General features: G+C 69.1%; 12 protein-coding genes. 8 read left to right on the top strand and 4 right to left on the bottom strand.

The genetic code is table 11. The features are described 5' to 3' along the window. Positions 1–206: 206 nt before the first annotated feature. The 4 genes from KCH48_RS33685 to KCH48_RS33670 all read right to left on the bottom strand — a co-directional run bounded on the left by KCH48_RS33685 (position 207) and on the right by KCH48_RS33670 (position 4,699). Positions 207–683 (bottom strand): nuclear transport factor 2 family protein, encoded by a 477-nt coding sequence (locus KCH48_RS33685; RefSeq protein WP_210580329.1) that lies wholly within the window; start codon positions 681–683, stop codon positions 207–209. A 177-nt stretch (positions 684–860) separates the two neighbouring features. Beyond that, positions 861–2,969 carry an ATP-binding protein gene (locus KCH48_RS33680; protein ID WP_210580327.1) on the bottom strand — a complete coding sequence of 703 codons (2,109 nt, stop codon included), beginning with the start codon at positions 2,967–2,969 and terminating at the stop codon, positions 861–863. A gap of 159 nt (positions 2,970–3,128) precedes the next feature. Further along, positions 3,129–3,629, bottom strand: a complete 501-nt coding sequence (locus KCH48_RS33675) for a cupin domain-containing protein (RefSeq protein WP_210580324.1) — start codon at positions 3,627–3,629, stop codon at positions 3,129–3,131. Positions 3,630–4,195: 566 nt separating this feature from the next. After that, positions 4,196–4,699 carry a MarR family winged helix-turn-helix transcriptional regulator gene (locus tag KCH48_RS33670; protein ID WP_210580315.1) on the bottom strand — a complete coding sequence of 168 codons (504 nt, stop codon included), beginning with the start codon at positions 4,697–4,699 and terminating at the stop codon, positions 4,196–4,198. 199 nt (positions 4,700–4,898) lie between these two features. Between KCH48_RS33670 and KCH48_RS33665 the strand changes: the two genes are divergently transcribed. From KCH48_RS33665 to KCH48_RS33630, 8 genes are all read left to right on the top strand, one after another. Then, positions 4,899–5,240 (top strand): hypothetical protein, encoded by a 342-nt coding sequence (locus KCH48_RS33665; RefSeq protein ID WP_246886275.1) that lies wholly within the window; start codon positions 4,899–4,901, stop codon positions 5,238–5,240. Continuing rightward, positions 5,237–5,812 carry an NAD(P)H-dependent oxidoreductase gene (locus KCH48_RS33660; RefSeq protein WP_210580313.1) on the top strand — a complete coding sequence of 192 codons (576 nt, stop codon included), beginning with the start codon at positions 5,237–5,239 and terminating at the stop codon, positions 5,810–5,812. The genes KCH48_RS33665 and KCH48_RS33660 overlap by 4 nt, the downstream gene beginning before the upstream one ends. A 98-nt stretch (positions 5,813–5,910) precedes the next feature. Then, entirely contained in the window at positions 5,911–6,855 is a 945-nt protein-coding gene (locus KCH48_RS33655) for an NADP-dependent oxidoreductase (RefSeq protein WP_210580311.1), read from the top strand. A 32-nt stretch (positions 6,856–6,887) separates the two neighbouring features. After that, on the top strand, positions 6,888–7,838 hold the full coding sequence (locus KCH48_RS33650; RefSeq protein ID WP_210580309.1) for an alpha/beta hydrolase: 951 nt from the start codon (positions 6,888–6,890) through the stop codon (positions 7,836–7,838). 314 nt (positions 7,839–8,152) lie between these two features. Next, positions 8,153–8,527, top strand: coding sequence for an alpha/beta hydrolase fold domain-containing protein (locus KCH48_RS33645; protein WP_210580545.1), 375 nt, complete (start codon positions 8,153–8,155; stop codon positions 8,525–8,527). Further along, complete coding sequence (locus KCH48_RS33640) at positions 8,515–8,868, top strand: hypothetical protein (RefSeq protein WP_210580307.1); 354 nt, start codon at positions 8,515–8,517, stop codon at positions 8,866–8,868. The genes KCH48_RS33645 and KCH48_RS33640 overlap by 13 nt, the downstream gene beginning before the upstream one ends. A gap of 163 nt (positions 8,869–9,031) precedes the next feature. After that, complete coding sequence (locus KCH48_RS33635) at positions 9,032–9,931, top strand: alpha/beta fold hydrolase (RefSeq protein ID WP_210580305.1); 900 nt, start codon at positions 9,032–9,034, stop codon at positions 9,929–9,931. Positions 9,932–10,082: 151 nt separating this feature from the next. Then, on the top strand, positions 10,083–11,471 hold the full coding sequence (locus tag KCH48_RS33630) for an erythromycin esterase family protein (RefSeq protein WP_210580303.1): 1,389 nt from the start codon (positions 10,083–10,085) through the stop codon (positions 11,469–11,471). Positions 11,472–11,891: the final 420 nt, after the last annotated feature.

Genomic DNA, 11,891 nt, shown 5'->3' with positions numbered 1-11,891 from the left:
TCGGCGGATCGCGTCCAGCATCTGGGGGTGGCAATAGCTCTCGGGCTGCCCGCCTCTGCCCTGGAGCCAGGCCGGCACCGGCAGCAAAGGCCGGACCTCCGCCCACTACGCGTCCGTCATGTCCGACGGATACCGGCGGAAGATCGCCCGACCAGGAACGCCGTTCGACTTGCAGGTTCCAAGATCGGTTGAGATACGGCTCCCCCTCAGGCCTGGGGTCGGCGCGCCTGCTCAGCGGCTTGAGCGAGGCTCGCCAGCTGTGGATTTTCCTGGTGGGTCACGGTGAGTTTGAATCGGCTGATGCGCCATCCCTTCGGCGTACGGACCGCCTCCGTATCGTAGAAACCCACCACCAGCCAGCGGTCGGGTCCGTCACCGACGAGTTCCACCGGAAGCCAGTGCTCGGCACGCACGTGCGCGTGAATCGTCGCACTGTCGCCGTCGATGGTGACGACGTGGCCGGTGATCGCGTGGTGGGTCGCAGCGAAGGGCGCCAAGGTTGTGCGGAGGAGCTCGACGCAGTCATGCAGCGAAGCAGTTATCGCCGGCATGCCGGTAACTGCTTCGAAATCCACCGTCAGGGGATCGGTGCAAATGCGACTGGGCAGGTGGGTGAACTCCTTCATATCCGCAATATCTGCATACCGGCTCAGCAGCTCGGCGAGATCAATACGGTCGTCCATAACGTCCCTTTGCTTGACGGACTTTGTTGCCTGACCAGACGGGGATCGTGAGGTCGCGGAGCGGGAAGTCGATGGAGGGGTTTTCCTCCATGCCAGCGCCGAGTCGCGCTCCGCGCACCTGGCCCGGCCGCTGTGTACGAGGCGTGTAGCCGCCGCTCGAAGGGGAGAGCGCAAAGTTCACTGGACAGACCCCACACGGGCTGATGTGGCGGAGCTTTCGCGAGTGTGGCGGGGGCGGGGGGATTGTCGTGGTTGGTTGCGCAGCAGTTGTTCGATCAGGCGTTGCTTGGCCAGGGCGAGGCGGCGACGGTAGGTGCCGTAGGGAACCCCGAGTCGCCGGGCGGCGGCCTTGTGGGTGCGGGAGGCCGTGATGTAGGTGGCGGTGAGAGCCTCGTGCGCTTTGACGCCCGCGGGATCGATCTGCAGCGCGTCGAGGGCGGTGAGGATGGCGCCGCGCAGGTCCGCGGCCGGGTCGGGTGAGCCCGGCGGCACGAGATGGGAGTACAGCAGGACGCTGGTGGCGAATTCGCGGGGGGTGTGCCAGGTGCGCAGTGCCTCGAGCACGCCTTCCGCGAACGCGGCGCGCGCCGGCCGGTCGCCCGGGTCACTCGCGGCGACAGTCGCGGGCCATGTTGCTACGGGCGTGACCGCGGTGCGAGCCCGGTGTTGCACCCACTGTTCCACTGTTTGCCGTCGCCAGTCCCGGCCGAAGACGTGCTGTCGCAGGCCGCCGACGTCCACGGCCGCGACCTCCGGCATCCCGGCCTCGGCGAGGTAGTGCCCCCACAGGTCGGCGTCTTCGAAGACGGTGAAGGTCACCGCGCGTTTGTGGGTCCGCATCTCCTCGCCGATGGTGCGCCGGCTGGTGAGCTCCATCAGGGGCGAGGGCCTCTGGTGCCCGCCGGGTTGCACCGCGAAGCGGCGGATGCCCAAGTGCTCGCCCGGTCCCAGGGGAGCGGCCGCCTCCACGAGGTCCCAGACTGCCGCGATTACCGGATCCTCAGCGCGGTCCTCGGGCAGTGGCGCGTCCAGCCGCAGAATGGCCATGAATGACGCTGGTGCGGAGGAGCCCGCGTAGCGGTGGACGCGGAAGGCCTCCGGTTGGCGGCGAAGCCAGTGTGCGACCGCTGCCGCTGATGCCGGGCCCTCGGCCTCCTCGGCCATGCGCAGCACACCGGGGACGTCTTCGGCCTGGAGCGGAGTGTCTTCGATGTGCGGGTGCGTTCGGTAGTTGTACAGATCATCCGGTCCGCTCTGGTTGCGGAAGAGGAACATCCACTCCGCGACCCGCAGCAGCACGTCGTCCTCGGCGGCGCCGCGCACGGCCTGCAGGCCCGCGAGCGATATGCGGGCGCGGACGTCGTCGTAGCGCTCGGGGTCCCGCCAGCGCAGGTCGGCCTCGAGGGTCGCCCGCACCGCGTCGTGCGGGTGCAGCCCTTCCGGCGTGGCCTCGATGTAGGGCAGCTGGCGCAGCCAGGAGAACACCTTGTCGGTTTCCTCGTCACCCAGCACTGCGCGCAGCAGGGGCTCGCGGGTGACGTAGGCCTGCGCGACCACCTCGAGGGCGCGCCGGTGGACGGCGCCGGGCAGGTCGCCCACCAGCCGCTCGACCAGGGTCCGCAGGACGTCGCCGGTCGGCTCCCACGGTGCGCCGGGTGCGGCCGGGACGGAGGCGGCCAGCGAGAGGGCGAGCGGGCTGCCTCCGGCGAAGGCGACGAAGGCGCCGCGCTGCTCTGCGGGGACACCCCGGGCAGCGAGCAGGGCGTGGGACTGAGCGGCGTCGAGCGGCCGCACGGCCAGTGCGGTGAACAACTGCGCCCATCCAGGGTCCAGCGACCATTCGGCGTCGGGGGCGACCCTGCTGGCCACCACCACGATCGCGTGGTCGGCGAGCCGCAGCAGAAAGGTCTCGCGCAGCCATGCCTCGAGTGGCTGACACTGCTCGAAGGTGTCGATGAGCAGCACCGCACCGGGTTCGGCACACGCCGGGGCCGCAGTCTCCTCGAGCCGGCGCGGATCAGCGTCGAGGAACCGTCCGTCCACGTGCACCACGCGGCGGCCGGTGAGCTCGGCCTGCCGGGCGGCGTAGCGCACCAGCGAGGACTTGCCGATGCCGCCGGGACCGTGCATGTACGCCACGAGTGGAGCGTCCGCCGCGCCCGACAGCATCCGGTCGAGCACCGCCCGCTCCGGCTCCCTGCCCACCAGCGCACCGGCTCGAGCCTGCGCCAGCCGGCCCGCCAGGCCCACTGCTCCCAATCCAAGCCCCTCTCTGGTTTCCGTCATGCCTCCACGGTCGGACAGGAGATGGATGATCAAGGTCCGGTTACGTCCGTGACCGGAGCGGGACCGGGCCTGGCCGAGTCCTGGATGACGTCGAGCTGTCGAAGGCCGCCCAGGCTCGGTGAGCTTCGGCCGACGGCCGGGCTTGTCGGCCCCTGCGGGCTACAGGAACTCGCTTCGGTAGGTCGAGGCCAGCTCGGCCGCGCGACGGCGGCGCTCCGCGAGCTCGTCCTCCGACAGCTGCGGCGGCGGTGCGTCCTTGCCCGCGACGACATCGCCGATGCGCAGGAAGTACTCGTCCTGGCCGGCGGGGGTGCACATGCACAGCATGCGGGCCGGCGCACCCGAGGCGTTGCGGAAGTTGTGCGGCGCGTTGGCCGGGATGTTGATCGTGGACCCGGCCCCCACGGTGTGCTTCTCGCCGCGGAAGGTGAACTCGATCTCGCCTTCGAGGATCGTGAACATCTCCTCGAAGTCGTGCCGGTGCGGCGGTGGGCCGCCGCCGTCGGGGATGCGCATGTCGATCAGGCAGTATCGGCCGTTGGTCTGCTCGCCGGTGACCAGCATGCCGTACGTGTTGCCCACCAGCGAGATGTACGTCGTGCCGGGGTCGTCGGGGTTCGCGACGGTCAGCGAGCGGGACGGGTCGTCGTCGGGGATCATCGCGGTCGTCTCCTCAGATGTCGGTCAAGGGGGAGTCGGTCGCCTGGCGCGACGACGACCTTGCCGCTGGGCAGAGCGCCCGCGGTGTCGGCGTGCAAGGCCCATGGTTCAGGTGGGTGCACCCGCGGGCGATTGGTTGTTGACGGTTGAAGTGCAGCCAACAGTAGGAACGGCTATGCGTAGTAGGCGTGTACGTCTGCGACACCGGATGGGATTGCGGCGACATCTTCGTCAGCGCGGAGGACACATGAGCAGCAGGGGGCGTTTCCTCGGCCCGGGCGGCAGGACGGGCACGTTCAATGCGCTGGGTGACCCCGCAGCACACCGCTGCCAACGAGCTCTGGGCTCTTCGCTTGGCTGTCTCCGAAGCCGCCGCGCGCCGGCACTTCACCGACAGCAGCCACTTCATCCGCGCATTCAAGAAACACCCGCCCAGTTCGCCCGCCGACCAACCTGACGCCTCGGCTTCCCCCGTCCCGGTTGACCGGCGACTGCCGCGGCCGGCCCGGCGTCTCGCCGCGTCCTGTTCCGCTGCGGCCTGCGGGGCTCCGACGCCTGTCGAGTCCTTATGCTCCGCCTTTGCGGCGGCGAGGCGTGGCCGAGCGGGGCGGTGTCGAGCGCATATGGTCGCGTACCGGCGCCAGCAGGCTCGCGAGAGCCTTGACGTCGTCGCGCGAAAGCGGCTCGAACAACAGGTCGCTGACCACCTCGACATGCCCCGGCAGCACCTTCGCAAGCAGCTCACGCCCGGCATCGGTGATGGTGACGGTGATGCTCCGCTCGTCGTCCAGCGAGGGAGCGCGGACGACCAGGCCCTCCTTTTCGAGTAGACCTACCTGGTACGTCAGGCCGCTGCGGCTGTAGACGACGCCGTCGGCGAGGTCGGTCATTCGGTGGCTGCCCGTCGGCGAGTCTCCGAGGCGGGCCAGCAGCTGGAACTGCACATAGCTGAGATCACCGGTCTCGCGCAGCTGCTGCTCGACCGCATGCCGGAGCAGGCTGGTCACCTCGACGAGGTCGAAGTAGGCGCCGAGTTGCACACGGTCGAGCGACGGCGGTGAATCAGGCATGTCCGGAGTCTACTGCTTCGAATTCGAAGAGTGTGGAGTGTCGCCGTTCCAGCCACCTCGGCGGTGGCCTCGTGAGCGCACGGTATGGGCAGTGTTGGGCCCGAGTGAGCACCGCAGAACATGGAGATCGGGCAGTGGTGCGGCACAGGGTTAGGAGCACGAGGACGGCGCCGCCGCCCACGGATCCCGAGGACCGGCCATGAGTATCTCCAGTCCCGCGCAACGGGAGGACCAGCAGCTCGAGTGGATCGGCGGGAGTGTCTTCAGCGTCCTGCTCGACGCCGAGGCGCCGCCGTTCCACCTGCTGCTGTCCGGTTCGGCGCTGGTGTGGGCCGGCGCGGAGGAGCACGAGCTGCTGGAGGGCGGGATGTTCCGCCACGTGGGCCGTCACCTTCGTGAGCCGCCTGGAGGGCTTCGAGATCCCCGCTCAGCTGCTTGCCGATGCCGCGGAACTGTCCGGCACCGTCGCGCTTGGCTCTCCCCGGTGACGGCATCACAGTCCGGCCGTGGGGAAGAAGCCGAGAACACGATGCCGAGATGAGCGCCGCCGAGTGGAGTCCGGTGTCCTTGGCTGTGGTGAGCGCCGGTGCCGGCTATCCGCGTCCGACTCGCCGGCTTGCGGACTGGGTGGCGGAGGCTGTGTGCCGGTCACTGGCGGCCGGAGGTGCGCGCGCCGAGGTGGAGGTGCTGGAGCTGCACCGGCTGGCGCCCGACCTCGCTCAGCATTTTGCCCAGCGCCGCGCCAGCCTCGACCTGCGGGAGGCGATCGCGGCGGTCGTGGCGGCCGACGGGCTCGTGGTGGCGACTCCGGTGCTCGCCGCGTCCCCGAGCGAGGTGTTCGACTCGTTCTTCGCCGTCCTCGGGGACGGAATCCTCTCCGGCATGCCGGTGCTGCTGGCGCTCAACAGTGGCTCCCGCCGGCAGCCGCCCGACCTTACGCAGGTGATGCGCAGACGCCTGACCGATGTGCACACCGAACCCGTGCCCACGATCGTCGTCGCCGATCCCGCCGACTGGCAGGCCGCGGCGCGCAGCGACGCGGCGCGGCTGCGCGCGTGCATCGACCAGGCCGCCGCCGAACTCGCCGTGGCGATGAGCTCGCACCGGCAGTGACCGACAAGCACTTGCTTCGAATTCGAAGTAGATGTACCGTCATCAACAGTTGCTTCGAATTCGAAGTAACATCGATCGCAGTGAAGGCGAGAACCGACATGAAGGCAGTGCGTTTCCACGAGTACGGCGACCCGAGCGTCCTGCGCTACGAGGACGTGGAGCAGCCCGTCCCCGGGGCCGGTGAGGTCCGGATCCGGGTCGCCGCGACGTCGTTCAACGGCGTCGACGGCAACATCCGCGGCGGTTTCATGCAAGGCCCCATCCCGGTGGTGCTGCCGCACACTCCCGGCCTCGACGTCGCCGGCACCATCGACGCGCTGGGCGAGGGCGTCGACGGCATCACGGTCGGCGACCGGGTTGTCGGCTTCCTGCCGATGGGCAAGCCCGGCGCCGCAGCGCAGTACGTCATCGCCCCGGCCGAGATCCTCGCGGCGGCGCCGAAGAGCGTCCCGCCGGCCGACGCCGCAGCGCTGCCGGTGGCGGGCCTGACCGCGTACCAGGCGCTGTTCGATCACGCCAAGCTGACGGCGGGTCAGCGCGTGCTGATCAACGGCGCGGGCGGAGCGGTCGGCGGCTACGCCGTGCAGCTGGCCAAGAACGCCGGCGCATACGTGATCGCCACGGCCAGCGGGCGCAGCAGCGAGGCGGTCACATCGGCCGGCGCCAATGAGGTCATCGACCACACCACCACCAGCGTGACCGAGGCGGTGACCGAACCGGTCGATGTCGTGCTCAACCTTGCACCGGTCGACCCGGCCGAACTCGCCGCGCTCGTCACGCTGATCCGTCCGGGCGGGGTGCTGGTGAACACCACGGTGTGGATGCCCGCACCCAGCGACGAGGAGCGCGGCGTGCGGGGCATCGACCTGTTCGTCCGCAGCGACGCCGACCAGCTGGCGCGGCTGGTGGCACTGATCGACTCCGGCGAGCTGCGCGTCGACGTCGCGCAGCGGGTGCCGCTGGCGGAGCTGCCGGCGGTCCACGCCCAGGCCGCCACGGGCGAGCTGCACGGCAAGGTCGTCATCGTCGCGCCCGCCGCCTGACACCGACCGACCAGCCTCGAAAGGAAACGACCATGACACTGTCCCTGGATCCCGAGATCGCCGAGGCGCTGGCCCCGATGGCCGGCGCGATGGCCGAGGCCAAGCCGCCGGCTGTGGGCGACATCGCGGGCCGCCGCGCCATGTGGGAACCGATCATCGGCGCCGCGGGAGCCGCGCAGCCGATCCCGGCCGACGTGAGGACCCACGAGCACTACGCGACCGCGGACGACGGCACACAGATCAAAATGCGCTGGTACGTCAAGGACGGCGCCGAGCCCGGCCCGGCCGTGCTGTTCTTCCACGGCGGCGGATACATCTTGGGCCACATCGACCTGTTCGACGGACCGGTCTCCCGCTACGTGTCCTCCAGCGGCGTGCCGATGCTGTCGGTCGAGTACCGCCGCGCCCCCGAGCACCCCTTCCCGACACCGCTCGAAGACGCCTACGCCGCACTGCGCTGGCTGCACGAACACGCCGCCGAACTGGACGTCGACGCCAACCGCATCGGCGTGATGGGCGACAGCGCCGGAGGCGGCATGGCAGCCGCCCTGACCATCCTCGCCCGCGAGCGCGGCGGCCCGCGGATCGCCCGGCAGATCCTGCTCATGCCCATGCTCGACGACCGCACCACCACCCCCGACCCCCACATCGAGCCCTACGCTCTGTGGTCCTACGACGACAGCCTCACCGCATGGCCCGCCCTGCTCGGCGAGGCCGCCGGCGGCCCCGATGTCCCGCCCACGGCAGCTCCCGCCCGTCTCGAGGATGCGACCGGCCTGCCGCCGGCCTACATCGAGGTCGGCCAACTCGACGTCTTCCGCGACGAGGACACCGCCTACGCGACCAAACTCAGCCGCGCCGGCGTGCCGGTGGAGTTCCACCTCCACCCCGGCGCCCCGCACGAGTTCGACTCCATCGCCTTCGACACCGACGTCGCGCGACGCGCCATCGCCGATCGGGTCCGAGTCCTCAAGTCGATCTGAACCTACGCCGAGCGTGTTCACCTGTATCGACCCCGACGGTCTCGCCATCGACGTCACTCAACTCGTTCCACCACTCACACCACGCAGCGAAAGACCGAGATCATGACACTCAATTTGGACCCCGAAGTAGCCGAGGTCCTGGCTCAGTTGGGCGGGACCGAAGCATTCCAGCCTTCGCGCGACGACGTCGAAGGTCGTCGAGCCTTCTGGGAGCCGATCCTCGCAGCCTCCAGCGCCGCCCAGCCCTTCCCTGAAGAAGTCCAGACGCGCGACAGCTACGTCACCGCAGACGACGGCACACAGATCCAGATGCGCTGGTACACCAAGAAGGGCATCACACCGGGTCCCGCAGTGGTGTACTTCCACGGCGGTGGCTATTTTTCGGCCACATCGACCACTTCGACGGTCCCGTCGCCCGCTACGTCTCCGCCAGCGGCGTACCCATGCTCTCCGTCGAATACCGCCGCGCCCCCGAATTCCCCTTTCCCACCCCGGTCGAAGACGGCTATGCAGCGCTGAACTGGCTGCACGAGCACGCCGTAGAACTCGACGTCGACCCCGGCCGGATCGGGGTCATGGGCGACAGCGCCGGCGGCGGCATGGCCGCAGCAGTGTCGATCCTCGCGCGAGAGCGAGGTGGGCCGCAGATCGCCCACCAGACTCGTACGGGCCCCGCATGCTGGCTCTGACCGGTGCAAAGGCGGAGGGCTGGCTTCCGTCGCATGCCTACCTCGGACTTGACGCACTGCCCACGGCTGTCCGCCGCATCGACGACGCAGCTCTGGCGGCGGGCCGCGATCCGGACACGATCCGCCGGGTCTACAACATCGCCGGTGTCATCCAACCGGAGTCGGCCGGCCCGTTCCAGGGGCCCGCCGCCCAGTGGACCGAGCACCTTGTCACGCTCGTGCGCACCGTCGGCATGAACGGTTTCGTCATCTGGCCCGAACGAGACCACGGCCAGCAGATCCGCGCGTTCGCCGCCGAAGTCGTACCCGCAGTCCGCGAAGCCCTCGCACTGCAGGCCTGAAGGAGCACGGACCCACACGAGGGTCGGCGTCCCGCACGGCATCGGCTTCGAGAACGCCCCACCCGACGATGCCAGCCTCAACCGGCCGGGCCGTCCGCCGACTTCACCGGCCCCCGCGACCAGAAAATGCTGGTCTTCCTCTCCGACCCCAGGTGATCCAATAATGAGCGACGAAACACCCCTCCCCGACGGATTCGAGAGCATCACCGTCACGGCGAACGGCACCCGGCTGCATGCCGTGGTCGGCGGGTCCGGTGCACCCGTACTCCTTCTGCACGGCTGGCCCCAGACGTGGCGAGCCTGGCGACACCTCATGCCGGCCCTCGCCGCGCACGGTTACCGCGTCGTCGTACCCGACCTGCGCGGCATGGGTGCCTCTGACCGTCCCCCGAGCGGATACGACAAGGACACACAAGCAGAGGACATGCGCGAACTCCTCGCACAGCTCGGCATCCACGGCGGCGTAAGCGTCGTCGGCCACGACATCGGCGGCATGGTCGCCTTCGCCTACGCCCGCCGCCACCCCGAGGAAGTCGAACGCCTCGTCCTCGTCGAACTCGCCCTCCCCGGCTTCGGCTTGGAGCAGGCGATGGACGTGGCCTCCGGCGGCCTGTTCCACTTCGGCCTCTTCATGACCGAAGAACTGCCCGAGCTGCTCCTCGAAGGCCGGGAAAGCGACTTCCTCACGTGGTGGTTCGACTGGTTGTCCGCGGTACCCGGAACCTTCCCGCCGGAAGAGGTCGACACCATCGCCTCCTCCTACCGCGGAAACGAGGCACTGCGCGCCGGCTTCGCGCACTACCGCACCCTCCTTGACGACGGCCGCGTCAACCGGGCCTGGCACGAAACCGGAGGAACCCTTCCCATTCCCGTACTCGCCGTCGGCGGCGAGCACAGCTCAGGCGCCCGACTCGCCGACAGCCTGGACAAAGCCGCGCCGCACCTGACCGGCGCGGTGATTGAGGGCAGTGGCCACTTCGTGCCCGAGGAACGACCCGATGCCTTCGCCCGCGAGCTGCTCCCTTTCCTGTCTGCCCCGCCCCGACCCGCCGGGCGCACCTGACAGGCTGGCGGGACTCGCCGGCGCAACGTGGTGCATCTCGTCGTCCCCTGTATCTGCTCTTCGCCCGAGTCCCGGGGTAGTGCCTGCGGTACTTGGAGATGGGCAGCAAACGGGTTGGTGACGGACCCTGTGCGCGCGGAAATCTGTACGCATGACGCGACGCAAGGCAGTAATCATCCCCTCGGTCCTCCTCTCCCTCAGCGCGCTGACGGTCGCCACGCCTGCCATGGGCGCCACGGCGCACGGTTCACCGGCCCCGGCATCGAGGGCATCTGCCTCCTGGCAGAGCGGCGAGAGTGTGGTGGCCGGCATCGACCGCAGCTCCCACCCCCTGCGGACCACGAACCCCACGGGCAGTCTGCGGGACCTCGACGCGCTGGGCCGCATGCTCAAGGGCACCGAGGTGGTGGGACTGGGCGAGGCCACCCACGGTTCGCGGGACTTCTTCCGCATGAAGCACCGGGTCTTCCGCTATCTGGTCGAGGAGAAAGGCTTCCGGACCTTCAGCCTGGAACTCCCCTGGAGCAGCGGTGTGCGGATCGACGAGTACGTGGTGCAGGGCAAGGGCAACCTCAAGGACATCGCCCGTGAGGAGTTCCAGGGTTCCTACCGGATCTGGAACAACCAGGACTACATCGACCTCATCAGGTGGATGCGGGACTACAACCTCCACCACCCCGGCGACCCGGTGCGTTTCATGGGCAACGACATGGGCTACGCCGGCCCGGAACTGTACGCACGGGTCATCGACTACGTATCCCACGAGTACCCGCAACTGCTGAAGCAGGCGACCGAGTTGTACCGCGGTCTGGCCCCGACAACCGACGCCGGCACCTTCGCCGAGGAGTACTACAAGCTGCCGCTCGCCGAGCGCCAGGAGCGGGCGGAGCGGACCCGGAAGGTCTACGACCTCCTGCGCGCACAGCGCCCCGGCCCCGGTGACAAGCAGAACCATCTGTGGATGACACAGCACGCCCTGGCCATCCACCAGATGGCCAGGGGCCTGTCCTTCGACATCGGCGACGAGGATCAAATCGCCCAGATGATGAAGCTCCGCGACCAGGTGATGGCCGAGAACGTGGAGTGGTGGCACCAGTACACCGGGAACAAGATTCTGCTGTCGGCCCACAACACCCACGTGTCCTACGACTCGTTCGACACGCGGTACCCCAAGACTCAGGGCTCCTTTCTCCGCGACGCACTGGGCAGCCGCTACGCCAGTATCGGCTTCTCGTTCTACGAGGGTTCCTTCATCGCGTTCGGCACCGACGACAACGTGATGCGCAGCTACCACGTGGACGGCGCGAAGCCGGGCTCCAACGAACGGACCCTGGACAAGGCCCGCCGGGACGACTACATCCTCGACATGCGCAAGGCCCCCGAGCCGGTGCGCGAGTGGCTGGACAAGGAGCGTGGCACCTGGAACATCGGCGCCGGATGGCCCGACCCCGTGGAATACACGGCCGCATTCGGCAAGGCCCACGACATCCTCATACACCTGCACGACGTCCAGGCCACCACGTACCTCGGCACACCCTGACACCCCACCACGGACACCCCTGGGGGAGGGCCGGAACGGGCCGGTTCGCCACGCGTCGTGGCAGCCAGGCACGCCCTCGCCGCGACGGCTGCGGTGCGTGGCGACGTTCACGGCCGCGACCCCGTGCCGGGTGTGATCCGGCACGGGGCACCGTGACGGACCGAAGCCCTTCCGCCGAGATTCGCCGCCCCAAGCCACTCGGCGTACTCAGCCGGTAGATTCTTCGAGGTGATCAGGTACCTGCGTGCTTGGTCATGGGAGTGTCAACTGAACACGCAGACGCCCGCCCCGGGGTGGGGCGGGCGCTGGACGACGAGCGGCGTCAGTTGAGTCCGTGACGGTGAGCTTCCCGACGGATCCACGCCGCTTGGCCACCACCTGCTCCGGCACGTCCTCCAGCGTCGGGAAGTACCCCATGCG

Origin of the sequence: Streptomyces sp. GESEQ-4 (genome assembly GCF_017948455.1) — a bacterium.
Taxonomy (GTDB): Bacteria; Actinomycetota; Actinomycetes; order Streptomycetales; family Streptomycetaceae; genus Streptomyces.
Note: the sequence above shows the minus strand (reverse complement) of the source record. Positions and strands in the feature narration are given on the sequence as shown.

Excerpts from the sequence above, each read along its gene's own strand:
- KCH48_RS33685 (WP_210580329.1), bottom strand. The coding sequence starts at position 683 with ATGGACGACCGTATTGATCTCGCCGAGCTGCTGAGCCGGTATGCAGAT.
- KCH48_RS33680 (WP_210580327.1), bottom strand. The coding sequence starts at position 2,969 with ATGACGGAAACCAGAGAGGGGCTTGGATTGGGAGCAGTGGGCCTGGCG.
- KCH48_RS33675 (WP_210580324.1), bottom strand. The coding sequence starts at position 3,629 with ATGATCCCCGACGACGACCCGTCCCGCTCGCTGACCGTCGCGAACCCC.
- KCH48_RS33670 (WP_210580315.1), bottom strand. The coding sequence starts at position 4,699 with ATGCCTGATTCACCGCCGTCGCTCGACCGTGTGCAACTCGGCGCCTAC.
- KCH48_RS33665 (WP_246886275.1), top strand. The coding sequence starts at position 4,899 with ATGAGTATCTCCAGTCCCGCGCAACGGGAGGACCAGCAGCTCGAGTGG.
- KCH48_RS33660 (WP_210580313.1), top strand. The coding sequence starts at position 5,237 with ATGAGCGCCGCCGAGTGGAGTCCGGTGTCCTTGGCTGTGGTGAGCGCC.
- KCH48_RS33655 (WP_210580311.1), top strand. The coding sequence starts at position 5,911 with ATGAAGGCAGTGCGTTTCCACGAGTACGGCGACCCGAGCGTCCTGCGC.
- KCH48_RS33650 (WP_210580309.1), top strand. The coding sequence starts at position 6,888 with ATGACACTGTCCCTGGATCCCGAGATCGCCGAGGCGCTGGCCCCGATG.
- KCH48_RS33640 (WP_210580307.1), top strand. The coding sequence starts at position 8,515 with ATGCTGGCTCTGACCGGTGCAAAGGCGGAGGGCTGGCTTCCGTCGCAT.
- KCH48_RS33635 (WP_210580305.1), top strand. The coding sequence starts at position 9,032 with ATGAGCGACGAAACACCCCTCCCCGACGGATTCGAGAGCATCACCGTC.
- KCH48_RS33630 (WP_210580303.1), top strand. The coding sequence starts at position 10,083 with ATGACGCGACGCAAGGCAGTAATCATCCCCTCGGTCCTCCTCTCCCTC.